This window comes from Prevotella disiens, assembly GCF_900454955.1.
Lineage (GTDB): Bacteria > Bacteroidota > Bacteroidia > Bacteroidales > Bacteroidaceae > Prevotella > Prevotella disiens.
Genome location: NZ_UGTL01000002.1, coordinates 468,425 through 494,647, shown reverse-complemented (window position 1 = coordinate 494,647; position 26,223 = coordinate 468,425). Strand labels below are relative to the sequence as shown.

Here is a 26,223-nt window from a genome sequence, read left to right as displayed (position 1 = left end):
TAGTCCGACTAGTCCGACTAGTCCAACTAGTCCGACTCGTCCAAAGCCCTCCCCGTCCCCTATCCCAAACTCTTATGAATATAAATTTATTAAGCGAAACCGAATTAAAGCATCTCCAAACGCTTCTTCACGAAGCACAACATATCGTTATATGTACCCATAAATCGCCCGACGGTGATGCCATTGGCTCTACATTGGCGTGGAAAGCCTATTTGCAACAAATAGGAAAAGAAGACGTAAAAGTTTGTATTCCAGACGCTTATCCCGACTTTTTACAGTGGCTACCAGGCACAAACACCTTGCTACGCTACGACAAACGAACAAAGCAAGTGCAAGAAGCATTCGACAATGCCGACCTTGTTTGCTGCTTAGACTTTAACCAAAATTCGCGTGTTGAGGACATGTGCCCAACCCTAACCCAATGTAAGGCAAAGCGAATCCTCATAGACCACCACTTAGAACCCGAAACAAACAACGAAGTTACAGTTTCGCGCCCCGATATATCAAGTACAAGCGAAATGGTTTTCCAAATCATTTGCCAATTAGGTGGCTACGAAGAAATGACAAAGGAGTGTGCGCAGTGCATTTATTGCGGCATGATGACCGATACTGGTGGGTTCACTTACAATTCTACACGCCCCGAAATCTATTTCATTATCAGTCAGTTGCTATCGAAAGGCATTGACAAAGATAACATTTACAACCGTGTTTACCATAATTATTCGGTCAATGCGATGCGCCTACGTGGGCATATCATTGCCAATAAAATGAGGTATGTGGGCGATTTACACGCTGCTTATTTTGCCGTTACAAAGGAGGAAATGCAACGTTTCCACTTCATAAAAGGCGATATGGAAGGTGTCGTGAACATTCCACAGCAAATAAAAGGTTTGAAATTGAGCATTTCTTTGCGTGAAGACACCGAACGCCCGAACCTTGTTTTAGTAAGTTTGCGTTCAGGAAATGGTTTCCATTGTCAGCCGATGGCAGTGCAATTCTTCAACGGAGGCGGTCATGCCGATGCCTCAGGCGGTAAACTTCACTGCTCAATTGAGGAAGCCGAAGCCATTACACTAAAAGCTATCAAGGCTTTTGAAGACGAATTAAGAAAGAAATAAAGCAGCTTTCGCAGCAGAAAGTTAGCAAATTAGCATGTAGAGCGTAATTTCAACTCGTCATTACGCCCCCTACAAAGGGGAAAACACATTGATGGGGCGTGGAAAACGAATCATAAAAATACTAAATTAAAATCATAAATGGAAACAAACGAAACAGTAGAAACAGCAGGAAACAAGATGAACGACAGCGAAAAAATACACTTAGGGCATTGGAATTTCCTTTCTGTGTGGGCGTTAATCACTTTAATAGCCTATGTTTTAGATTTCTTTTTCGGCACTTGGGTGAATTATATCTTTACTTTTGCGCCTGTTGTCGCATGGTTTACCTATGGGTATCGCCATTTTGTGAGCATTAAAAGCCCCTTGAAATTAAACAAAAACGAAGGCACTTTGTTTGCTTCGTGGAATATTCTTACCCTCTTTACACCGCTCGCATGTTTGTATTCTGACGGCAAAAACAATACCGATTTCGCTCTATATATGTCGCTCCTCGCCCTTTCTATGGCTTGGTTGTGTCTCAATATCTTTAAGAAAAAATTACATTATTCCCCTTTTGCGTGCACTTTGTCAGCATTCATAGGCATTTTTGGTATTACATCGACCACCAATTCGTTGTATGGCTCTGCCCATATTGCCATTGGATTTCTCTTACTCTTCTATGTTTGGGACGCCTTTGAAATGAAAAATGCCAAAGACAGGGTGTAATTTGGCGTGGAAACGAGCAGTCGGCAGCTTGGCGTAGGGGCGTGATTCATCACGTTCCTCTAAGTATAAATTCTATTTTTGATGTTAGGAACGTGATAAATCACGCCCCTACAAAGGAAAAAACATTGATGCGGCACGAAAACAATAAAATTTTATGCGGTTTTGCAACGCATTTTTTTTATTGTTCCTTCCTATTTTTGAAAAAAATGTTTACCTTTACACTCAAAATAATCCAAGCAATTCATTTCTATGGAGAAACAAAACTTTGTGAATATTCAAGACTTGGGCAAAGAGGAAATCTTATACCTTATTGAAACTGCCCAAGAATTTGAAAAATTTCCTAATCGAGAGCTATTGAAAGGGAAGGTGATAGCTACTCTGTTTTACGAACCTTCCACCCGTACCCGTCTTAGTTTTGAAACCGCTGCCAATCGTTTAGGCGCAAAAGTCATTGGTTTTACCGATGCCAAGGCGTCTTCTGTGAGCAAGGGAGAAACGTTGAAGGACACCATTCTCATGGTTGCCAACTATGCCGACACGATTGTGATGCGCCACTATATCGAGGGAGCGGCACAATATGCTTCCGAGGTTTCGCCTGTTCCGATTGTCAATGCTGGCGATGGGGCGCACCAACACCCTTCGCAATGTTTGTTAGACCTTTACACCATCAACCAAACGCAAGGCACGTTGGAGAATTTGGACATTTATTTGGTGGGCGATTTGAAATACGGTCGCACGGTTCACTCGCTTTTAATGGCGATGCGCCACTTTAATCCTACGTTCCATTTCATTGCGCCAGCCGAATTGGCAATGCCCGAAGAATACAAAATATTTTGTAAAAAGCACGGCATTCGCTACACCGAACAGGAGGAATTTACACCTGAAGCCATTGCCGATGCCGATATTTTGTACATGACCCGTGTGCAGAAGGAGCGTTTTTCTGATTTGATGGAATACGAGCGTGTGAAGAATGTGTACATCTTGCGCAATGATATGCTGTCGTTGGCAAAACCGAATATGCGCATTTTGCACCCACTGCCTCGTGTAAACGAAATCGCCTACGATGTGGATAGCAATCCGCATGCTTATTATATTGAGCAAGCCAAAAACGGATTGTTTGCTCGTGAAGCTATTTTTGCTTATTGTTTGGGCATTGGCATGGACGAAATCAAAGGAGATAAAACTATTATTTAATAGAAGAGGGGGGACTAGTCGGACTCGTCCCCCTTTAAGCAAGAGAAGAAAAATGGGAAAGAAAGAACGCTTAGTAGCAGCCATTGAAAACGGCACAGTAATCGACCATATTCCAGCTGAAAAGACTTTTCATGTGGTCAATCTTTTAGGACTTCAGCAACTCGACACACCTGTAACAATTGGTGTGAACTATAAATCATCGAAAGTGGGCTGCAAAGGTATCATCAAAGTGAGCGATAAATTTTTTACAGACGACGAAATTTCACGCTTATCGGTGGTAGCACCCAATATTATTTTGAATATAATCAAAGACTATGAAGTTGTTGAAAAGAAGCAAGTTATCACGCCTGATGAGTTGCATGGGATTGTGAAATGCAATAACCCAAAATGTATTACCAACAACGAGCCAGTGAATACTATTTTTAATGTCGTGGACAAAGCAGCGGGAGTACTGAAGTGTCATTATTGCGACAAAGAACAGAAAATAGATAAGGTGGAGTTGTGTTAAGGAGAAAGGGATTTTGGGGACTTGTCGGACAGGTCTGACTCGTCTGACAAGTCCGACCTCGTCCCAAATCTTCTAAAAAAAACTCCAAAATATTTTCTTCAATTATTTGCCCTATTCTAATAAAATAGTTATATTTGCAACTAATTACAACAACCTTGTCTTTGTCGGTCAAGTTCCTAAAACCATGAACGGCTGATGGAGGCATTTTTAATACTTAAACAACATGAGAAAAGATCAAGAGATTTTTGACCTCATTGAAAAGGAGCACCAACGCCAATTGAAAGGCATGGAGCTCATCGCTTCAGAAAACTTTGTCAGCGACGAAGTAATGGCGTCAATGGGTTCGTACCTCACAAACAAGTATGCTGAAGGTTACCCTGGCAAGCGCTACTATGGTGGTTGCCAAGTGGTTGACCAAGTTGAGAACCTTTGTATCGAACGCGTAAAGAAAGTGTTCGGTGCTTGTTGGGCAAACGTGCAGCCACACTCTGGTGCGCAAGCTAACCAAGCTGTTCTTGCAGCAATCTTGAAACCAGGCGACACCTTCATGGGTCTCGACCTTAACCATGGTGGACACCTTTCACATGGTAGCCCAGTAAACAACTCTGGTATCCTTTACAACCCTATCGGCTATACGCTCGATAAGGAAACGGGTCGTGTAGACTACGACAACATGGAGAAACTTGCTCGCGAACACAAGCCAAAACTCATCATCGCTGGTGCTTCTGCTTACAGCCGTGAGTGGGATTACGCTCGTTTCCGCAAAGTTGCCGACGAAATCGGTGCTATCTTCATGGTCGATATGGCTCACCCAGCTGGTCTTATCGCTGCTGGTTTATTGGAAAACCCTGTGAAGTATGCTCACATCGTAACTACTACAACTCACAAGACTCTCCGTGGTCCTCGTGGTGGTGTAATTATGATGGGCGAAGATTTCGACAATCCATGGGGCATCACAACTCCAAAGGGTGTAGTTAAGAAAATGTCGCAATTGCTCGACTCTGCTGTATTCCCAGGCAACCAAGGTGGTCCATTGGAACACGTTATTGCTGCTAAGGCTGTTGCGTTCGGTGAAATTCTCGAACCAAGCTGGAAAGAATATGCTACACAGGTTAAGAAGAACGCAGCAGTACTCGCTGACGAACTCGTTAAGCGTGGCTACGGCATCGTATCAGGCGGTACAGACAACCACTCTATGCTGTTAGACCTCCGCACTAAGTTCCCTGAACTTACTGGTAAGGTGGCTGAAAACGCTCTTGTTGCTGCTGACATCACTGTAAATAAGAACATGGTACCATTCGATACTCGCTCTGCATTCCAGACATCAGGTATCCGCCTCGGTACCGCTGCCATGACAACTCGTGGTGCTAAGGAAGACTTGATGGTTCTCGTTGCTGAACTCATTGATAAGGTTCTTTCTGCTCCTGAAGACGAAAAAGTCATCGCAGAAGTTCGCGAGAAAGTAAACGCAACAATGAAAGATTATCCTTTGTTCGCTTACTAATCAACAACAAAAACAAAATTCTCATAGCTAAAAATACTCCCCTTTCGGCAATCGCTGAAAGGGGAGTTCTGATTTTTAGGGGGGGCTTTCTATAGGAGAAACTAGGGAAACTAGGAAAACTAGGGAAACTAGGAAACTAGGAAAACTAGGAAAACTAGGGAAACTAGGAAAACTAGGGAAACTAGGAAAACTAGGAAAACTAGGAAAACTAGGAAAACTAGGAAAACTAGGAAAACTAGGAAAACTAGGAAAACTAGGAAAACTAGGAAAAACTAGGGAAACTAGTATTCCTATGAGTTCTATCCTCTCTATTTCTCGCGTGCCTTTTTGGCATATTCAAATAGCGAAGTTGGCAAGTGGCAATAGCCAGTCGGATTTTTGTCCAAATAATCTTGGTGGTATTCCTCGGCACGATAGAAGTTTTGGAGCGGCTTTAGTTCCACCTCCAACGGCACATTGTGTTTGCGTGCTTCAGCTTCGAACACCTTTTCAATCGTGGCACGGTCTTTAGGGTCGGTATAGTAGACACCTGTGCGGTATTGTGAACCACGGTCGTTGCCTTGTTGGTTGTGCGAAGTAGGGTCGATGGCTACAAAATAAAGTTTTACAAGGAAAGCCAAACTCACTTCGTCAGGGTTGTATTTGATGTGAACCGCTTCGGCAAAGCCCGTTTTATCGGTGCAAACTTCTTCGTAAGTAGGGTTCTTCGAAGTTCCGTTGGCATAGCCAACCTCTGTCGATAACACCCCTTTTACTTGCTGAATGTAGTGTTCTGTTCCCCAGAAGCAACCACCAGCCACATAGATTTCTTTTTCTTTGCGCAGCAGTTTTGTGTATTTGCCGTAGCCTTGCTTTTCCATTTCGGCTAAAGGAATGAATTTCAACGATGCACTATTGATACAATAGCGTTGCCCACCTTTGTCGGCTGGTCCGTCGTTGAAGACGTGTCCCAAATGGGCGTTGCCTGTTTTTGAGCGTACTTCGGTTCTTATCATTCCGTGCGAGGTGTCCTTGTGTTGCGTAATGAGCGATTCATCGATTGGTTTGCTGAACGCTGGCCACCCACAACCCGAGTCGTATTTATCGGACGATAGGAAAAGCGGTTCGCCCGTGGTTATATCAACGTATATTCCTTGTCTAAACTCATTGTCATATTCATTGGTGAAAGGCTTTTCGGTGGCACCATGTTGCGTAACCTCATATTGTTCTTGCGTTAAAGTTTGGCGCAAAGTAGCGTCGTCTGGCTTTACATATTTTTTGTCCGTCATTGTTAAATTTGTTTTTGTTGTGTCGTTATTTTCAGATTTGCTGATTTTACTACTGCATGTTGCTGCTGTTGCTACCCACACCATGCCTAAAAGCAAGAGAGGGAGCGTATATTTTCTCAAGTTTGTCATATTGTTTCATCATTTTTTATGTTCTTTCTTCGCCATTTTTTTGACAAGATGTCATTGATAGTGCTCCCACATTGTTAGAAGCAGCGTGGTCGTTATATTTTTCATCTTCATAAATCTATTTGCGTTATGTATTAATAATATGGTACTAAGTTAGCTATTTTTCCTTTTAAATTGTGTAATTATTCCAAGTATTTAACAAAGTTTGCACGGAATTTGCTTATTTTGAAATTATTAGGTAGATAAAGATTACATTTTGTTGGGGCTATGTTTCTGCCAACGATTTCGTTAAGCCACACGAAGCATGCAAATGAGCAAAGCGAAATTTGTACATGCTCGTGGCGAGAAATAGAACCTTTCGAGCAATGATCTTTGTAGGGGCGTGATTTATCACGTTCCTAATACACTAAAATTTGCGGAGAGGAACGTGATAAATCACGCCCCTACAAAGTATCATAACTTGCCAGAAAGCAGCTATTTTGCACTTGAAAAAGAACAATTTCGCTTTAAAAATATGAAATTTCAGGAGAAAAATAGGAATTTAAAATTATCAAAAAGGAAAACTTTTCGAGCTATTCAATTGAAAAAGTTTTCCAAAAAGAAAATTATAAAATATTTTTTAGAGAATAAATTTCAAGAAACTTTGTCTAAATAAGCCTCAAACTTTGTCTTTAATGGCTGTTCGTAACTCATTAAATATCAATCTAAACAAATTTTTTGTACCTTTTTTTCATCAAAAATTCATCAATTTTAGTTCGAAAAAAATATTGCAATTAGTTTTCTTTTCTTTATCTTTGCAAAAAATATAGTTGCATTCGGCAAATTGAAAATAAATTTTCTTTGCAGCATCATTAATACAAAATTAACAACAACGTTACTCATCTTAAATCTGTAACCAAGTCTTAAAGATATATTTTCTGAAATGAAAAATTTTACAATTACCAAACGTGACGGCTCAAAAGACCGTTTTTCGCTTGACAAAATTATGAATGCCATTATCAAGGCGTTCGATAGTGTGAATGAACCAACCGATTTGGCGATGGTTTCCAAAGTTTTGTCCAACATTGATATTCACGATGACATCAAGGTGGAGGACATTCAAAACCAAGTTGAGGTGGCACTCATGAAAGAAGGCTTCTACAACGTGGCTAAAAGTTTCATCGTTTATCGCCAACAACACACCGAAGACCGTGAAGTATTAGAGAAAATGCGCTTCCTAACCGATTATTGTCGGGCTGAAAACGCTGCAACAGGTTCAAAATTTGACGCCAATGCCAACGTTGAAAACAAGAATATTGCGACCCTCATTGGCGAGTTGCCAAAGCAAGGATTCATACGTTTGAATCGCCGTTTGCTCACCGACCGCATCAAACACATGTATGGTAAGGAACTTTCAGAAGAGTATATCCGCCTGCTGACCCACCATTTTATCTATAAGAACGACGAAACCAACCTTGCCAACTATTGTGCTTCCATCACCATGTATCCATGGCTCATCGGTGGAACTACATCAATTGGAGGCAACTCCACCCAGCCTACCAACCTCAAAAGCTTCTGTGGCGGCTTTATAAATATGGTGTTTATGGTTTCAAGCATGTTGGCAGGAGCGTGCGCAACACCCGAATTTTTGATGTACATGAACTATTTCATACAGCAAGAATACGGCAAAGACTATTGGAAAAATCCTGATAAGGTAGTCGATTTGAGCCTAAAACAACGCACCATCGACAAGATTATCACCGACTTTTTCGAACAGATTGTTTACTCGTTGAACCAACCTACGGGTGCCAGAAACTATCAAGCAGTGTTCTGGAACATAAGCTATTACGACAAATATTATTTCGAATCGCTCTTCGGAAACTTCTATTTCCCAGACGGTTCGCAACCCGATTGGGACGGCGTATCATGGCTTCAAAAACGATTTATGTCGTGGTTCAACCAAGAACGCACCAAGGCTGTGCTAACTTTCCCAGTTGAAACCATGGCTTTACTAACCGAAAATGGCGAATGCAAAGACGCAGAGTGGGGCGATTATGCAGCTAAAATGTATGCCGAAGGTCATAGTTTCTTCACCTACATGAGCGACAATGCCGACTCGTTAAGCTCGTGCTGCCGACTCAGAAACGAAATTCAAGACAATGGTTTCTCGTACACTTTGGGAGCAGGAGGCGTATCGACAGGTTCAAAAAGTGTGCTGACAATCAATTTAAATCGTTGCATACAAGAGGCTGTCAATAAGAAATTAGACTACAAGGAATATCTTTCTCACATCATCGACCTTTGCCACAAGGTGCAATTGGCTTACAATGAAAACTTGAAAGACCTCATGCGCCACAAGATGTTGCCACTTTTCGATGCGGGATACATCAACATCGACCGCCAATATCTCACCATTGGGATTAACGGATTGGTCGAAGCTGCCGAATTTATGGGCATCGACATCACGCCAAACGATGAATATAAAGAGTTTGTACAAGGCATTTTAGGACTTATCGAAACCTATAACAAGCAATATAAAACCAAGGAAGCCATGTTCAATTGCGAAATGATACCAGCTGAAAACGTAGGTGTGAAGCACGCAAAATGGGACAAAGCCGACGGATATTTTGTGCCTCGCGATTGCTACAACAGCTATTTCTATCGTGTTGAGGACACTTCGCTCACCATTCTCGATAAGTTCCGCCTCCACGGAGCACCTTATATTGAACATCTTACGGGTGGTTCTGCCCTCCACATGAACCTTGACGAACACCTTTCACAGCAACAATATCGCCAATTAATGCACGTTGCCGCCGAAGAAGGGTGCAACTATTTCACCTTCAATATTCCGAATACGGTTTGCAACGAATGCGGACACATCGATAAACGCAACTTGAAAGAATGCCCACACTGCCATTCAAAGAATGTAGATTATCTTACTCGTATCATCGGATACATGAAGCGTGTCAGCAATTTCTCGGCAGCTCGACAAGAAGAAGCGAGCAGACGCTACTATGCAACCCAAGAAAAATATACCCTCTAATGTTGAAATACGTAGATACGGACATCGTTTTTCAGGAATTTCCCGACGAGGTTACGTTGGCAATCAATCTGTCCAACTGTCCTTGTCGGTGTCCTGGCTGTCATAGTCCGTATCTATGGAAAGACATTGGCGAGCCGCTTACGACAAAGACAATAGAAACCATGATAGAAAACGAACATGGTCGCATCACTTGCATTGGCTTTATGGGTGGCGATGCTGCTCCCGAAGCGATTGATGCGTTGGCTAAATATCTAAGAAACAAGCATCAAGAACTTAAAATAGGGTGGTATACAGGGCGCACAACGGTGTCCTCAAAAATAAATTTGAGCAATTTTGATTACATCAAAGTGGGACCTTACATCAAGCATTTAGGCGGTTTGACGAGCAAGCGTACCAATCAGAAAATGTATAAAATAGGTTCGGCAAACCAAATGGAAGATATTACCCCCATGTTTTGGCGCACATAACCCGCTTTGCTCATTTGCATGCTTCGTGTGGCTTAACGAGATCGTTCTTTTTCAAGTGCAAAATAGCTGCTTTCTGGCAAGTTATGATACTTTGTAGGGGCGTGATTTATCACGTTCCTCTCCGCAAATTTTAGTGTATTAGGAACGTGATAAATCACGCCCCTACAAAGTATCATTGCTCGAAAGGTTCTATTTCTCGCCACGAGCAATGTTTAAATTTCGCTTTGTTCTTTTGTATGCTTCGTGTGGCTTAACCAAATTGTTCTTTTCCAAGTGCGATTTGTCAGGTAGATGAGTTATTTTTACAAAATTAAAAATTGCTTTCGGAAATGAAAACCTATGCTTTTGCAAGAAAAAACAGCCTATTTTTGGTTTCAAAACAGCCTGTTTCTTTTTGTAAATTAGTAAGGTAATTAACCTTGTCAGTGGTACTAAAAAAGTTCTTTTCGAACAAAAAATAGACAAACACTTATTTTTTGCACATTTAAGGCTACTTGTGCTTATAATGCAAACGTTTGCTCAATTATATCCTATAATTTTATTAGAAAAAAGTTTTTTAGCAAAAAGTTTTTGTATCTTTGCAGAAAGACAATAGAAAACGAGAAACCTTTTAGTGAAAAGAGATAAAAATAGATTGTTCTCAGGTTTTTTCAATCAGATGATGAGTATTAAAAGATTAGTATTTTTTTAGCATTGATACTTAAAATAATTAGGTTTCATAAAAAATAGAGATTATATTTTGGTTGAAAACCCCATTTGCTGTGAAGCAAGTGGGGTTTATTTTTAGCAAAACTTGAACTGACACGAGGCTCATTGATTGATAATCTACACCTTAATAAATAGCAAAAGACGAAAATAGAAAAAACAAAGATACCATGAAAGATATTGTATGAAAAAATTCATTGATAACTTATTAGTATAAAAAGTAAATTGCAAGTGAACATTAAGGGCAGGTTCTATAAATTACCACCGCATATTGTCATTAAATTTTATGAAATACGTTTTGTTATCTTTTGGCTTCTTTTTGGTTCAAAATGTAAGTTCGTTCAGTCGTGTAGCTCGCTACACTCCTTCACTCTCTTGCATTTTGACCTCAAAAATAAGTTCAAAATCTAACAAAGCTAATTTATAGAATCAGCCTAAGCAGAATTAACAAACTAAAACCTCTATGCCATTTTTACTGTAAAAGTGGATAAAAAAATAGGAAATATTTTACGAAAAAGAAAAAAACTGAAAAAAAACGTGGAAAAAATTTGGAACAAAAAAAGAATAGTTTTATATTTGCGGCGGATTTATGTTTGAAGAAAAAACAAACTCTATTTAAAAAGGATTAAACTCAAATAATTCGGGGGAGTAAGAAAAGCTTGTCAGGGCTATTTCAATAAAACAAGGAAAAACTCTCGCCTTATTAAATTACATAAAAGGAAAAAAGTATTTAAAAGGGTATATACAATTCGTTGCCAAGACAAATTGTTTTCTCATCAATACTTATTCATCAACATAACTAAAAATTTAAGCAAAATGAAGAAAAGCATTCTACTTTATGCGGCTACATTTTTAGCTTTAAGTGCTAACGCTGCCCCTATCGGTCAGGCGCAAGCCCTCAAATTGGCTAACAAATTCTTCGCTCAAAACTCAGTTTCAAAGCGAGCAGCTGCAAAAATGGCATTCAAGGTTACAGACCAAGCCAACAAAGTACAAACTGAAAATGACCTTCTCTATGTTATCAACAATGGTAACGCTGACGGTTACATTATCTTAGCAGGCGACAACCGCGTTGCTCCTGTATTAGCATACGCTGACAAAGGTCATCTGGAAGAAAGCATGACAACTGTAAACCCTAACCTCCAATGGATGTTGGAACACTACACGCTCGAAATGGAGTGGGTACAAACTAACGTGAAAGACGTTCCTCACAAGGCTTATCAACAACTTACATCAAGCGTACAAGTTGCTGAAAAAAACCAAGTTGTTAAGCCATTGTTACAATACGATAAGACTACGAAGAAACTTCTCCCACAAGCTATCTCTTGGGGACAAAACTATCCTTTCAACAAGTACACGCCTCACATGCAGGTTTACAGCCGTTATTATGGTCGTTGGTACGATCAAGAAACTCCATCAGGCTGTGTGGCAACAGGAATTTCTACCGTAATGCGTTGGCATCAATATCCTAACAAGCCTAAAGGACAATCAGGTCGCTATTTTTGGCAAAAGGCTCGCAAATATATTGAAAGCATCGACTTCGACAAAGACCCTAACAACGGTTATAGTTGGGCTGATATGCCTGCTGGTATAGATGGATATGGTCGCGACCGAGCAACAGGTAAAGACGTAACAGAACGTCAAGCAGACAACATCGGTCGTTTGCTCCGCGACGTTGGTTATTCTATCCAAATGAACTATAGCCCAAGTGCTTCTGGTACATTCCTCAATCTTTGTGTTGCCCCATTGGTAAATAACTTTGGTTACTCTAATAACCTTCGTCATATTCTCCGCGACAGATATACTACCAAAGAATGGTGGGAGCAAGTTACAGACGAATTGACAAACTATGGCCCTATCGTTTACGCTGGAATTTCACGTGGTGGTGGCCACTGCTTCGTACTTGATGGCTATTCTAACGATGCTATCAACCGCTACGTTCACGTAGACTGGGGTTGGAACGCAATGGAAAATGGTTGGTACAAACTCGATATTCTCGAACCAGACACGCAAGGTACAGGTGGTGGTATTGGTGCTTTCAACAAAAGCCAACAAATGTTGCGCTACTTGGCACCTGGTAACGACCCTGGACCAGCTCCAAAACCTGGCACAGACGATACCGCTGCTGACGCACACGACTTGACTGTTCCAACACAAATTAACGCACAAGTGAAGAAGGCTGATAACCAAACTTTCGCTATGGATATGAAGAATACCAACCTTCACAAGGCATACAAAGGCGAAATCGCAGCATTCCTCCTCGATGCTAAATACAGTTTGGAAGACCAAAATGCAGCTCAATACTGCGAATTGTTCGCAAAAACAAACATTGACATCGCTGCAAATTCAACACAAAACGTTAAGTTTACAGGTAACCTCAGCGCGTGGAAAGCTTCTAAATATCGCGTAGTCTTGGCTTACCCTGGCACAAACGATTGGACAGCATTCTTGGACGCAGGTTTCGTTACTATTGCTAACACAACTGAGCCAACTCCTGACCCAACGCCTGACCCAGAACCAACGCCTGACCCACAAGCTAAGGGCTACCAACTCAACATGGTTCAAAAGGCTAATGCAACTGTAACTTATGGTAACGAAGCTAAGGTAACATACGTCATCACAAACACGGGCGACACTGAATACAAAGGAAAGATGGCTCTCTGCTACGCTTACTCTAAGTACAGCGAAACATTCCTCAAAACGAACGCTATTTCTGAAGGCGACGAAATCATTAAGATTCCTGCTAAATCACAAGCAACTGTTACATTCTATTGCAACAACAACCTTTACAAGCAATTGACTCCTGGTACATATTACCTCATTTTAGGTTATGAAAAACAAGGCGTCATGACAACATTGTATTCTGCTGGCACTGACACAAGAAACGCTGGTACACTTACTATCACTGAAAAGAAACCAGAACCAACGCCAACACCTTCGGTTACAAACGGAACGGTACAAATGTCATCGGCTCTATTTACACAAAATGGTTATAGCAAGGGACGCGATTACGCAACTATCAACAAGTCTTCTTACTACAAAAATTTTGAAGCAACCTACACATTGAAGTCAAACGAAGGTTACGAAGGACAAGTAATGTTCTATCTTGCAAAAGACCGCGCAAGCCAACCTATCGCCAACACAATTCAATATGCTAACGTTAAGATTGGAAAGAACGGAACCGTAAATGCTAAGATTACATACAACACAGCCGACCTCAATGGTTATATGCTCTACGCTCGTATAGCTTACAAGAATGCTGACAACAAATGGCAATCGGGCAAGTATGAAGGAACTCCATTCTTCGTAAGTCAATCTTACTATGTAAACAACCCTGTTGCTTCTAACAGCCGCAAACACCCATCACTCGGCCCTGTTGGCTATTGCGACGAAAGCGACCTTGGCAACTACAGCTACACAGTAGGCGTGAAGGACGAACCAAATAACGGACAAGTTGTTGATGGAATAAACGGCATAGAAAACACAACCAACGGTGTGGTTACGCTTTCGCCAACAATGGCAACTCAATTCGTAAACATCATGCTCGGTACAGAAGCTACTGCAACTATCTACGCTACAACAGGCGCAGCAGTTATGAACGTAGCACTCAACGCTGGTGTAAACAACGTGAACGTTTCAAACCTCGCTCCAGGCATGTACATCGTGAAAGTAGCAGGCGAAACACTCCGTTTCGTAAAAAAATAATAGTAGTGAAAACCTTTTAAATAAGGTATTTAGTATTAAGCGAAAGGCAAGTCTCGCAGTGATGCGGGGCTTGTTTTTGTTTTAAGGGCACTCGTGTTTTGTTTTAAGATAGGTTCTAAAAAATAGCTTTGCCCCCTACGAAGTTTCTACAATTACATTAAAATAGGGAAACGATAGAAACTTTTAGAAACCCACCAAATCTGTTCTTTCTCCAAAGATTTTATCTACACTTTCAGCACATAAGCTAAAAAATATTATACCGAAAAAACAAAAAAACTTTTGATAACCAAACTTTTCTCATTACCTTTGCCTTACTAAAAACTTAAACAATAATGGAAAAGAAAATAGCAATGATAACAGGCGCAACCAGCGGAATAGGTGAAGCATGCGCCAAGAAATTTGCACAAGGTGGATATAACATCATTATCACTGGACGCAGAAAAGAAAAATTAGATGTCTTAAAAAACCAATTGGAAGCAATGGGTGCAGAGGTTATCGCCATGCAATTCGATGTGCGAGAACGTGAAGCAGCCAAAAAAGCAGTTGATTTCTTAAAAGGGAAATGGGCGAATATTGACGTCCTCATCAACAACGCAGGTCTTGCTTTGGGTTTAGACAAAGAATACGAAGGCGACTTTAACGATTGGGACACCATGATTGACACCAACATCAAAGGACTTTTAAACATGACACGCTTTGTTGTGCCGTCTATGGTGAAGCGCAACCAAGGTCATATCATCAACATTGGCTCAGTAGCAGGCGATGCAGCCTATGCCAACGGCAACGTTTATTGTGCAACAAAGGCTGCCGTGAAAGCCCTTACAGATGGTTTGCGCATTGATGTAGCCGAAAGCGAAGTACGTGTTACCAACATCAAACCAGGATTGGTACAAACCAACTTCTCAAATGTTCGTTTCCATGGCGATGATACCCGTGCCGAGAATGTATACAAAGGTATAAAGCCATTGACAGGCGAAGATATTGCTGATGTAGCTTTCTATGCCGCAGCTGCCCCTGCCCACGTCCAAATAGCTGAAGTATTGGTTTTGGCAACCCACCAAGCTAATGGTTCAACCATTATAAGGAAATAAAAAAGCCTCCCCCACCCCCTCCGTTGGGAGGGGGAGCGCAAACAAACGAGTAGGTGGAGAGTATAGTTGAAACTAGGAGAAACTAGGGAAACTAGGAAAACTAGGAGAACTAGAAAAACTAGGAGAACTAGGAAAACTAGGAGAACTAGGAAAACTAGGAAAACTAGGAGAAACTAGAAAAAACTAGGAGGCAACTTCCACATTGCGTGTCATGGTGATATTCATGCCCATGACCTTCACATCTGACTTTGAATTGGTTGAAACCAATGCACCATTAGGTTGGAAAACGTAGGTTTCGTTGCCTTTAAAATCAACGTTGGTCATGCCCATGCCTTTCATTTGTTCCCAACCTGCTTCAAGATTTGAGGTTGCTTCGTCGCCCATTCCCATTTTCTTCATTTGTTCAATGAGCATTGCTTTCACGTCTTCTTCGGTCATATTTGATACGCTTGCTACTGAAATGGTGGTGTTGCCAGCGTTTTCGCCTATGGTATAGGTACTTACAGCCTTGATACCTTGTGCAAGGCTACGATTTTCCTTATCTCCTGTCTTGATTTTCTTGCCGTAAAGGAAGAAATGTGTTTCCTCTTGCAAGGTTTTAATGAGTTCTTTCTCCTCCAAAAGTTGGCTCACTGCCATTATCATCTTTGCTTTTGGCAAGGCTTGCTCAATCATTGGATTTTTGGTATATAGCTCATCAATGGTTTTGAGTGCATTGTTGCTGGCAGCAGTTACTACTTCTTCGTAGTTATCAATGCCTTGAATGGCTGCGTTGGCATCGGTTTTGAACACAATTTTCACATCGTTCAAATACTTCATTGCACCATTCAATGCTTGGTCGGAAGCCATTTCGTCGCCTTTAATGGTAACCCCAGAATTGGTGAGCGCAATTTTGTAACCATCTTTTGTCTTGTCTACAATTTCGATGGCTATCTTTTTGGTAACATCAACCGTTTGTGTGCCTTGTCCCATTGGCAACTCCATTTTCATGTTCATGGCGTCGTTGTAATTGAAAACATCGCCTTTCTTGAAGTTGGTCTTAATTGTCTGTGCGCCAACAGTGAGAACTGCTCCCACCATCATGACTGAAAGAATTGTTCTTCTCATATTATAAAAATTAATTGATAGCTTTCGTTAGAAATAAACCTCTTGAATGCCGTTGATAGCAACGGAATCTTGCGAATGACAAGGGTCGAAATTTGCTGGTAAGTCGAACGTTGTCTTTGGCGAATAGTGTAAAGTTTTGTCGCCATAAACCATTTGCATAAAGTAAGCCCATATAGGCAATGCCGTGGAAGCACCTTGTCCGAGCGCAGTAGAATCGAAGTGAATGTCCCTATCCTCGCCTCCTACCCAGCAACCGCTTACCAATTCAGGTGTGAAGCCCATGAACCAACCGTCTGAATTGTTGTTGGTTGTACCTGTTTTACCACCGATTTGTCCTGTCAGATTGTAGCTATAACGCAATCGTTTACCTGTTCCGCCTTCGATAACGGCTTGCAACATGTCGAGCATCTTGTAAGAACTTTCTTCCGAAATCACCTCGTTCATCAATGGTTGGAACTTAGCTACCACATTGCCGTGGCTGTCTTCAATCTTCGTAACATAGAGTGGTGCACAACGAACACCATGGTTTACAAACGTGGTATAGGCACTACACATCTCGCCCACAGAGAGTTCCGAAGGACCAAGACACAACACTGGCGATGTGTTTTTGGCTATATCGGGGTTGTGGAAACCGAAGTCTTGCAAGATATTAACGAATTGTGAAGGACCAAGCAGGGTGATAAGGTAAGCCGAAATCCAGTTGTTCGACTGCTGCAAACCCCACCTTAATGGCACTTCCTGCCCATATCTTGCCTTCGAACCATTGCGTGGTGTCCACCCTCCGTAGGTGCGTTGCACGTTCAGAACCATTGTGCAAGGTGTCATACCGTTTTGCATGGCAAGCGCATACAAGTAAGGTTTAATGGTAGACCCCACTTGTCGGCGTCCGCCCATCACCATATCGTATTTAAAATGCTCGTAATCAATGCCTCCCACGTATGCTCTCACCGCTCCCGTGTGGGGTTCCATGCTCATGAAAGCCGAACGCAAGAACGATTTATAATAGCGTATGGAGTCGATAGGTGTCATCAATGTGTCCACATTTCCATGATAAGTGAAGAGCGTCATCTCGTGTTTTGTACGGAAACTTTGTCTGATTTCTTCTGGCGAAGCACCTTGTTCCTTCAACCGCAGATAGCGTGTGCTTTGTCGGCACGAACGGTTCAAAATCTGCTTGATAGTATTTCGTGAAATATTTGACGAGAATGGTGCGTTCTTTTTGTATCGGTTTTGCAAGTTGAATTGTGCTTGCAAGTATCCGCCAACGTGTTTGCGCACAGCCTGTTCGGCATATTGTTGCATGCGAGTGTCAATGGTGGTGTAAATGCGAAGCCCATCTGTATTCACATTATAATTTTCTCCATTTCGTTTCGTATTCTTATTGCACCAACCATAGAGTGGGTCGGTTTCCCACGCCACCGAGTCGAGTACAAATTCACGATATTGCCATTCTTGATAGTTTTCCTTTTCAGGTTTTTTCTCCATCATGTATTGGCGAAGGAAGGCTTGGAAATAATCGCCCGAACCCTTTATAGGCTTCGATTTCGTATATTTTATGCCCAAAGGTCGCTGACAAAGTTCGCGAAACTCCTCTTTCGTGATGTAACCGCATTTGCACATTTGACTCAACACAATGTTTCGTCGATTGATACAGCGGTCTTCATGGCGCAACGGATTATACATGGACGGATTTTGGCACAATCCCACCAACGTAGCCGCTTCGGTAGCCGACAAATTCTTTGGTTCTTTGCCAAAATAAATGTTGGCAGCACGCTTGATTCCCACGGCGTTGTGCAAGAAATCGAAGTAATTGAGATACATCGCAACGATTTCTTCTTTGGTAAAGAAACGCTCCAATTTCACAGCAATAATCCATTCGATAGGTTTTTGCAGCAAACGTTCGAAAGTGCTATGCGCCTTTTCCGAGTAAACCTGCTTGGCCAATTGCTGGGTAATGGTGGAACCACCGCCCGCATTGTCGTGTCCCATGATTCCACGCTTGACAATGGCACGTCCTAAGGCGATGAAATCAATGCCCGAATGCTCGTAAAAACGTTCGTCCTCAGTTGAAACAAGCGCGTGAACAAGGTGGGGCGAAAGTGCATTATAGTCAATGGCAACCCGATTGGCATTGTCTTGATTCCATGTACCTATGAGTTTGCCGTCAGCAGAATAGACTTGCGATGCAAACTTATCCACTGGGTTCGAAAGTGCTTCCATTTCAGGCATATAACCTATCCAACCGTTCCACACCGACACAAAAAACAAAGTGCCGAAGCCAACGATGAATATCAAAATACCCCAAAAAATATGTACGAGATGTCTTCTCATTCTTTATTATATATATGTGTAAGGTATTGGAAACCAACGCAATGAAAAATTGTTTTCTCTCATTGTAGGGGCGTGGTTTATCCCATTGTAGGGGCGTGATTTATCACGTTCCTAACAACCTGCGTATGATTTATTTATTAGGAACGTGATACGAGTTGTTGAGCAAAGCGAAAAAATCACGCCCCTACGGATTGCAAACGAGTGCAAAGAAAGTTTATTTTCTCATTGTAGGGGCGTGGTTCACCACGTTCCTAACAACCTGCGTATGGTTTATTTATTAGGAACGGAATAAATTCCGCCCCTACGCATTGCAAACGAGGGCAAAGAAAATTTGTTTTCCCATTGTAGGGGCGTGGTTCACCACGTTCCTAACAATCTGCGTATGGTTTATTTATTAGGAACGTGATAAATCACGCCCCTACGCATTGCCAAACGAGGGCAGCTATACCTTATGCAAAGATAGGGCAAAAGTGTGAAAACGCAAAATTATTCGTTTAAAAAGTTAATTTTACGCTTAATCAACTGCAAAAAATAGGTTTTTCTTCTTTTTAAAAGACACCATTTTGCTCCTCAAAATCATGCTTTGTTTCTTTATAATAATAGGTGTATCTTGCCGAATTGTTACCGCTATTATCCCGAACCGTTAAATAAAAATAAATATAAAATCCTCTCCACATTTTTATTACTATTTTTTCGTAAATTTGTAATTATCAATCATAAAGCTACACTTTAAGCAAAACAATTTGAAACAAATCAATTCTTAAAATTAAAGGTTATGAAAAAATTTCTATCTCTACTATTCTTTTGCAGTTTTTTGGTTTCATCGTTGCAAGCCCAACAACTGAAATGGGTGGTCAAAGGCAAGAATGTTGGCGATGACATCGTACTGAAACCGCAACAATATTTAGATGGTGAACTCAATTACGACAATCTTTTTATTTCGGGAACAGAGGCTTCGGAAATTATTGCACCTGCTGATGGCACAATTTTGAGTGTCGGACTTGACAGAATGAACACTCTCCAAAACTCAACATATTATGGTCTTTCAGGCAGTTTCAATGCAAGCATCAATAAATTAGCAAAGGAAAATAAGGCATTAGAAATCATCAAAACAAAATAAAAAAGCCGGTTTTTGCTCACCAAAAAAGGAAGTTTTACCTCTTCTTTTTTTTGGGGGGGCATTTTCAAAGAAGAAAATAAAGAGAAAAAATATAGGCACTTTTGAAGCAAAAAACAGCCGCTTTTGAAGCAAAAAACAGCCGCTTTTGTGGCGAAAAACAATCGGAAAGAAAGAAAAAAATACTCAAGCATAGGCACGGAAAAACACTTCACACACTTGGCACAGCAAATAATCGCCCCACTTTTTGTAAATTTCACCGCTTTTTTGTATGTTTGCAATCAAAATTCAAAACAACATGAAACATTTTTTGTTATTCCTTGCCCTTACCATGCTCCCCATTATGGCGGCGGCACAACGGAAAACCAATCTGCGTATTCCCCAGAATGCTATCTTCTACAATAGCAACGGAAAGGGGGTAAGCCAGCAACGTGAAGCCGCGTTCTATCGAGTTTTAGCGATAGACGACAAAGGACAGAAAATGTTTTACGACTATACTATGAACGGACAGCTCAAAGCCGAGAAACATTACAAATCTATCAGTAAGACTGACGACAAAAAAACCATTCTCCACGGCGTGGCTCTTGTCTACAACGCATCGGGAAAATTGGAAAGCATCATGCAGTATAGCAACGGACAAGCCCATGGTCGTGCCGTGTCGTTCTTCCCCAATGGCAACATCGGCATGAAGCTAAACTATCGGAATGGACTCCTTAACGGAAAATCATACACCTATTCTGAAAACGGAAATTTGCAATATTCCACCCTCTGGCGCAACGGAACGAAAGTGAGCGAGCAACGAGGTGGAAACGACGAATACATTGATTGGAAAACGGGGAAAGACCCTTTTTGCGACAACAACCGTGTTTACGAACAGGCAGCAGTGGCAGCTCCAAAGCCCAAAAAGCAAAACACAACCGCCCAAAAATCCCAAAACACAATCAAACAGCTGCCCCAAAATGAGAAAAAGCCACAACCTACGACTCCAAAAGTAGCCCAACCGCCTATGGTTCAACCCATTGAGCAACCACAAAACAAGGCAGAAGAATTGGCGAAAAACGTGAAATATCCTGACGAAAACAATACGCAACAAATCATGAGTGAGGCGCAAGAAGCGGTAAACAAAGCCAAAGCCGAAGACAAAGCGACACCAAAAAAGAAGAAAGAAAAGCAACCGAACCCCAAAACTATTGAGAACAAAGCCGAAGCGGTAGCCGTTGCTGCGGCAAGACCTATCAATAAGGTGGAAAATCAAGCAAATCAACCAGCAACAACAACCCCTTCTGTGTCGCAATCTGCCACAACACGACCCACACGACCGAAGGGGGAATTTTCATTCGACCGACTTTTCCCACTCCTTGCAGGCGGAGAAATGCGCACCAACGACACAAGTTTCTTCGATAAGTTTGCTGCCGACCACGGACTCAACCTCTCGCAAGTCATCAAAGGCTTTGGCGCACAAAAGGAATTGAGCTATAGTTACAACATGCAGTTCGACGAACAAGCCGATAAAGACATCGTTACAGGCGACCGACCACGACAAATGGGATTTTTTGGCGTTGGTATCGGCAACCGTTTTACCATTCAGCGCATCAATCTTTACACCTATTCCGAAGAAGAAATGCTCCACATTGCCGAAGATGCCCTCGCCTATGGCTACAAAATATTGGGCGAAACCAACTACCGCACCACCGACGGCAACTTCGTACTCACCCACCCCAACCACAACAAGGCAGGCGATGCCTATGCCATCACCCTATCCTTCACCCATTTAGAAGGCGTCTACGCCAATTTGTACCACATCACGTTGGAAGCAAAATAAAAAAAGGTGGTGAAAAATTTGTTAGTTTTAAAAAGAATCGTTACCTTTGCACCGCATTAAAAAAATGCTTGGCAACTCGGTCTATCGAGCCCTGACTGGAAGGATGGGTGAGTGGCTGAAACCACCAGTTTGCTAAACTGACGTGCGGGTTACCGTACCGGGGGTTCGAATCCCCCTCCTTCCGCTTTTTTTTATGAGAAGTAACACTAACCAAGGTCGGTTCATCTAACGGTTAGGATACAAGATTCTCAATCTTGGCATACGAGTTCGATTCTCGTACCGACTACACTCGAAGCTCTACAAACATGGTTTGTAGAGCTTTTATTGTTTTAAGGTGGGTGCTAAAAATTACCACCGTAAGGGCATAGCAACAGCTATCGTGCAGCCCAACAGCAGCAAGTTTGCAGCAAAAATTTCCATATTTCTGATGAATTATAGGTGATTTTTATTGATGTTCCACACGCTTTTCGCAGATTTTTGAGAATAAAAAAAAATAGAAAAGCTGCCGTCCGAAATATGGATTTATGTTGTTTGGAACGGCAGTTTTCTATTTAAAAAGTCGGTAACGAAGAGCTTCTCAGTTGTTCGTTGCCTGTATTCCTTAGCTTCTCAGCATGGGGAATACCTCAAATATAAACCTAACGTCTCGGGAATGGACGTTGTCATTATATAGATTTATGAAAATAGATACTAATTTGTTTTGATTGAGGGCGGCAAAGGGGTGAAAGAACATCAATTTGCTGCGTTTTCACCCTTTGTAGGGGCGTGATTTATCACGTTCCTAACAACCTGCGTATGGTTTGCTTATTAGGAACGTGATAAATCACGCCCCTACACGTTGCCAAACGAGCGCAGCTATATCTTCTACAAAGAGATTGCAAACGAGCGCAAAGAAAATTTATTTTCCCTTGTAGGGGCGTGGTTCACCACGTTCCTAACAACCTGCGTATGGTTTGCTTATTAGGAACGTGATAAATCACGCCCCTACACGTTGCCAAACGAGTGCAGCTATATCTTCTACAAAGAGATTGCAAACGAGCGCAAAGAAAATTTATTTTCCCTTGTAGGGGCGTGGTTCACCACGTTCCTAACAACCTGCGTATGGTTTGCTTATTAGGAACGTGATAAATCACGCCCCTACACGTTGCCAAACGAGCGCAGCTATATCTTCTACAAAGAGATTGCAAACGAGCGCAAAGAAAATTTATTTTCCCTTGTAGGGGCGTGGTTCACCACGTTCCTAACAACCTGCGTATGGTTTATTTATTAGGAACGTGATAAATCACGCCCCTACACGTTGCCAAACGAGTGCAGCTATATCTTCTACAAAGAGATTGCAAACGAGCGCAAAGAAAATTTATTTTCCTTTGTAGGGGCGTGGTTCACCACGTTCCTAACAACCTGCGTATGGTTTGCTTATTAGGAACGTGATACGAGTTGTTGAGCAAAGCGAAAAAATCACGCCCCTACACGTTGCCCTCAATGGATTTTACTTCTTTTCCGCCTTCATGATAACCTGAACGTGGTTGCCAGTCTTGAGAACTTGCTTGGCAACTTCGCCCAATGTTTTTGGTGACATGGCTTTCATGACTGCATCGAATGAATTTGCCTTATCAACTCCGTAAATAGCGTAGTCAGAAAGTACGCTCAACCAGTATCCGTTGCGTTTCACAGCGTCTTGGTGGTTCTTGAGGATTGCTTCTTTCACACGAGCTACGTCTTCGTTTGTTATCTTTGTTTGAGCGTCAAAGATGATTTCTTTTGCGAGTTTGTTGGCAATATCAGTCTTCTCTGGGTTGGTTGCCAATTCGCATTCAATCTTGAAATAATGACCTGTAAGGTCGCTTTCGAGTTCTGCACTTGGCATAGGAGTGTAGACTGCGCTTTCTTTTTCACGAATGATTTCAAACATTTTGTTGCCCAAGTATTGTCCCAAAGCACGAGCGTTCAATGCGTTTGCGAGGTTGTATTCCACCTTATCTGAGCGATACAAGTCGATGGTCTTGTCTTGTGGAGTAGCCATTTTGAACTTGAAGGTCTTTTGTACTTTACCGTTGGTGTAGTAGCGTGTGTCAGTAAGGTCAGATTTTGCCTTGCTTGCTGGCAACGATGCGATGTACTTTTCGATGAGTGTGCGTATTTGTGCTTCGTCGAAGCTACCTACGAAGGTAAATGTAAATTCGCCTGCGTTGCTGAAAAGTTGCTTATAGATTTCGGTAGCACGATTGTAATCTATTTTATCGAAATCGCTTGCATCTGGAGAGAGGTGTTCGAGTTTCTTACTGTGTGTGTAATAAGCGACAGAGTCTTCCATAACAGCGTCTGGGTCGTTGGCTTTTGTTGCCATTTTTCCCTTCAAGTATTGTGCAATGAGTTGGAGAAAACCTTCGTCTTTCTTCACGTCTGTGAAGCTGAGGTTAATCATTTGCATGAGAGTTTCCACGTTTTCGTTGTTGGTAGCACCTTGGAGAGAGTGAATATCGTTGCTAACGCTTGCGTCAATGCTTGTCATTTTTGTTTGTGCAATGCTGCTAAGGTCGTTCAAACCCTTTGTACCCAATCCGTGAATCATACCGATTTCTGGGAAGAGTTTCTTCATAACGAGGCTTTCGTTCTTGGTAATGCTTGTACCACCTGGTGCTGTGGCTGACATAAGGATTTCGTTGGCTTTGAGGTTGGTCTTTTTCAAGATTACTTTTGCGCCGTTAGAGAGTGTCAATTCCTTTGCACCGAATTGGTTTAATGCCTTTTCGCTGACGATTTTACCAGCCTTTGGCATTGTTGTCATCATTGGTTCTTCCTTTGTATTATCGATGTACGCTTCCACTTTTTGTGCGCTTGCGTTCTTAAACATGGTTGGAAGGTCGGCTTTTGTGAATGTTGTCTTGCCGTCTTTCTCAGGCATAATGATGCTCATTGCAAAGTTTTTGCCATTAACATTGATGAGTTCCTTTGCCATTTCGTTGATTTCTGCCAATTGGAGCATTGGAATGATTTGTTTGAACATTTCATATCGTTGCTCAATGGTAGCGTATGGCTCGTTGCCAAGGAAGTTGCTGATGAGTTTTTGAGCGTGTGCATCGTTGGTAATAGTAGCGCGGTTGGTGTAAGCTTGTTCCAAAGATGCCATGTAAGCCTCTTTTGCGTGTTTAAATTCTGATTCTGTAAATCCAAATTCGCCTACTCGCTTCATTTCACGGAATACTTCGTTGAAGGCTTCCTTGTCTTTGCCTGGGCGTGGAACTGCTACGATTTGTTCTGCATCGCGTGTAAGGGCTGTACCTGCATAGTTGCCCATCATTGCTTGCACGCCTACTAAGTTTGAATTAGGTTCTTGGCAAACTTTTTGCATGCGGTTGTTGAACATTGTATTGACGATTTCGTACAATGGGTCCATCATGAAGTAAGCAATGGTAGCTTTCTCTTGTGGTGCAACGTAGTCAATCTTGCGATACATTTGGAAGTAAGTTTGTGTTACTTCTTGGTGGCTTCCGAAGGCGAAGAGTGGTTCTGCGTTGTCTTCAATCAAGACTGGTGTTGCTTTTGTTGCTTCTTTGTTTACAGGAAGTCCGCTAAATAGTTTCTTGATAGATGCTTCTATTTTTTCAGGGTCGATGTCGCCTACTACTACCACGGCTTGGTTGCCTGGGAAGTACCATTTACGATAGTAAGCACGGAGGGTTTCAGGGTTGCAATGGTCGATAACGTCCATGCTACCAATGACGGTGCGCTTTCCGTAAATGCTATTTGGGAAGAGGTCGGCATTGGCTGCACGCATCAAACGTTGCATGGCGTTGTGTCCACGGTATTCGTTGTGTACCACATCGCGTTCTGTTTCGATTTGGTCTTCTGTCAATGTCAATCCTTCTGACCAGTCGCTCAACACGAGCAAACATGAGTCTACGAGCGCAGGACGGTCGGAAGCAACGCCTGTGAAATAGTAAACGGTGTGGTCGGCAGTGGTATAAGCGTTCCAACCTGCACCTGTTGAGTCCATGAACTTCACAACAGAGTCGTCAGCGAAGTGGGTTGAGCCGTTGAAAGCCATGTGTTCGAGAAGGTGAGCCAAGCCGTCTTGGTCGTCACGTTCTTGTATAGCACCTACTTTTTGGGCAATGTAGAAGTTTACTTTGCCTGCTGGGTAATTGTTTTTACGAATGTAATAAGTCAAGCCATTGTCAAGATGACCTACTTTTACTGCTGCGTCCACAGGAGCGGGTGGCATTCCTGCCATTTCGTTCTGTGCTGTTGCGCCTGTTGCGAGGAACAAGAGCGCACCGATAAAAAGGTGTTTAATTCTCATTGTTTGTTTATTTGTTGATTGTTCTTTTTCTTTTTTTCGTGTGAGTGGGGATTGACCAGCGAGCCTTGCCTTTTGTTTGCTGCATGTTTCGGGCAAGATTCCCATCATTCTGTTACCTTCTCAATTCACT

16 protein-coding genes and 2 tRNA genes are annotated in these 26,223 nt (G+C 42.0%); 14 read left to right on the top strand and 4 right to left on the bottom strand.

Annotated features, from left to right (window positions below; all coding sequences use genetic code 11):
- Nucleotides 1-74: 74 nt before the first annotated feature.
- From DYI03_RS12580 to glyA, 5 genes are all read left to right on the top strand, one after another.
- Nucleotides 75-1,118 carry a DHH family phosphoesterase gene (locus DYI03_RS12580; RefSeq protein ID WP_021668371.1) on the top strand — a complete coding sequence of 348 codons (1,044 nt, stop codon included), beginning with the start codon at nucleotides 75-77 and terminating at the stop codon, nucleotides 1,116-1,118.
- 138 nt (nucleotides 1,119-1,256) lie between these two features.
- Nucleotides 1,257-1,823 carry a hypothetical protein gene (locus tag DYI03_RS12575; protein ID WP_021668372.1) on the top strand — a complete coding sequence of 189 codons (567 nt, stop codon included), beginning with the start codon at nucleotides 1,257-1,259 and terminating at the stop codon, nucleotides 1,821-1,823.
- A 249-nt stretch (nucleotides 1,824-2,072) separates the two neighbouring features.
- Nucleotides 2,073-3,017 (top strand): aspartate carbamoyltransferase, encoded by a 945-nt coding sequence (pyrB, locus tag DYI03_RS12570; RefSeq protein ID WP_021668373.1) that lies wholly within the window; start codon nucleotides 2,073-2,075, stop codon nucleotides 3,015-3,017.
- A 52-nt stretch (nucleotides 3,018-3,069) separates the two neighbouring features.
- Nucleotides 3,070-3,525 (top strand): aspartate carbamoyltransferase regulatory subunit, encoded by a 456-nt coding sequence (pyrI, locus tag DYI03_RS12565; RefSeq protein WP_004356423.1) that lies wholly within the window; start codon nucleotides 3,070-3,072, stop codon nucleotides 3,523-3,525.
- A 223-nt stretch (nucleotides 3,526-3,748) separates the two neighbouring features.
- Nucleotides 3,749-5,029, top strand: coding sequence for a serine hydroxymethyltransferase (gene glyA, locus DYI03_RS12560; RefSeq protein WP_004356427.1), 1,281 nt, complete (start codon nucleotides 3,749-3,751; stop codon nucleotides 5,027-5,029).
- Between the two features lie 308 nt (nucleotides 5,030-5,337).
- On the opposite strand, the gene DYI03_RS12555 is transcribed toward glyA, so the two are convergent.
- Complete coding sequence (locus DYI03_RS12555; RefSeq protein ID WP_231556683.1) at nucleotides 5,338-6,297, bottom strand: bifunctional methionine sulfoxide reductase B/A protein; 960 nt, start codon at nucleotides 6,295-6,297, stop codon at nucleotides 5,338-5,340.
- Between the two features lie 1,048 nt (nucleotides 6,298-7,345).
- Between DYI03_RS12555 and nrdD the strand changes: the two genes are divergently transcribed.
- The 4 genes from nrdD (at nucleotide 7,346) to DYI03_RS12520 (ending at nucleotide 15,413) form a co-directional block, all read left to right on the top strand.
- Nucleotides 7,346-9,445 (top strand): anaerobic ribonucleoside-triphosphate reductase, encoded by a 2,100-nt coding sequence (gene nrdD / locus DYI03_RS12540; RefSeq protein ID WP_021670277.1) that lies wholly within the window; start codon nucleotides 7,346-7,348, stop codon nucleotides 9,443-9,445.
- The gene (nrdG, locus tag DYI03_RS12535) at nucleotides 9,445-9,912 is read left to right on the top strand and encodes an anaerobic ribonucleoside-triphosphate reductase activating protein (protein ID WP_021670276.1); all 468 of its coding nucleotides are present in this window, start codon (nucleotides 9,445-9,447) and stop codon (nucleotides 9,910-9,912) included. Before nrdD ends, nrdG begins: the two co-directional genes overlap by 1 nt.
- 1,521 nt (nucleotides 9,913-11,433) lie before the next feature.
- Complete coding sequence (locus tag DYI03_RS12525) at nucleotides 11,434-14,322, top strand: C10 family peptidase (RefSeq protein ID WP_021670271.1); 2,889 nt, start codon at nucleotides 11,434-11,436, stop codon at nucleotides 14,320-14,322.
- Nucleotides 14,323-14,654: 332 nt separating this feature from the next.
- Entirely contained in the window at nucleotides 14,655-15,413 is a 759-nt protein-coding gene (locus DYI03_RS12520; RefSeq protein ID WP_004355490.1) for an SDR family NAD(P)-dependent oxidoreductase, read from the top strand.
- A 183-nt stretch (nucleotides 15,414-15,596) separates the two neighbouring features.
- Here DYI03_RS12520 and DYI03_RS12510 read toward each other — a convergent pair whose 3' ends face one another.
- Nucleotides 15,597-16,520 (bottom strand): hypothetical protein, encoded by a 924-nt coding sequence (locus DYI03_RS12510; RefSeq protein WP_021670270.1) that lies wholly within the window; start codon nucleotides 16,518-16,520, stop codon nucleotides 15,597-15,599.
- 27 nt (nucleotides 16,521-16,547) lie between these two features.
- Nucleotides 16,548-18,851, bottom strand: a complete 2,304-nt coding sequence (locus DYI03_RS12505) for a transglycosylase domain-containing protein (protein ID WP_021670269.1) — start codon at nucleotides 18,849-18,851, stop codon at nucleotides 16,548-16,550.
- A gap of 775 nt (nucleotides 18,852-19,626) precedes the next feature.
- Here DYI03_RS12505 and DYI03_RS12500 point away from each other — a divergent pair.
- The 5 genes from DYI03_RS12500 to DYI03_RS12485 all read left to right on the top strand — a co-directional run bounded on the left by DYI03_RS12500 (nucleotide 19,627) and on the right by DYI03_RS12485 (nucleotide 22,076).
- Nucleotides 19,627-19,971 (top strand): hypothetical protein, encoded by a 345-nt coding sequence (locus DYI03_RS12500; protein WP_021668985.1) that lies wholly within the window; start codon nucleotides 19,627-19,629, stop codon nucleotides 19,969-19,971.
- A gap of 101 nt (nucleotides 19,972-20,072) precedes the next feature.
- Entirely contained in the window at nucleotides 20,073-20,270 is a 198-nt protein-coding gene (locus DYI03_RS13540) for a hypothetical protein (protein ID WP_025064762.1), read from the top strand.
- Entirely contained in the window at nucleotides 20,267-21,790 is a 1,524-nt protein-coding gene (locus DYI03_RS12495; RefSeq protein ID WP_025064761.1) for a toxin-antitoxin system YwqK family antitoxin, read from the top strand. Before DYI03_RS13540 ends, DYI03_RS12495 begins: the two co-directional genes overlap by 4 nt.
- Before the next feature lie 97 nt (nucleotides 21,791-21,887).
- A tRNA-Ser gene (locus tag DYI03_RS12490) sits at nucleotides 21,888-21,974 on the top strand.
- A 30-nt stretch (nucleotides 21,975-22,004) separates the two neighbouring features.
- Nucleotides 22,005-22,076, top strand: a tRNA-Glu gene (locus DYI03_RS12485).
- Between the two features lie 1,203 nt (nucleotides 22,077-23,279).
- On the opposite strand, the gene DYI03_RS12480 is transcribed toward DYI03_RS12485, so the two are convergent.
- Nucleotides 23,280-26,093 (bottom strand): M16 family metallopeptidase, encoded by a 2,814-nt coding sequence (locus DYI03_RS12480; protein WP_025064856.1) that lies wholly within the window; start codon nucleotides 26,091-26,093, stop codon nucleotides 23,280-23,282.
- Nucleotides 26,094-26,223 lie beyond the last annotated feature (130 nt).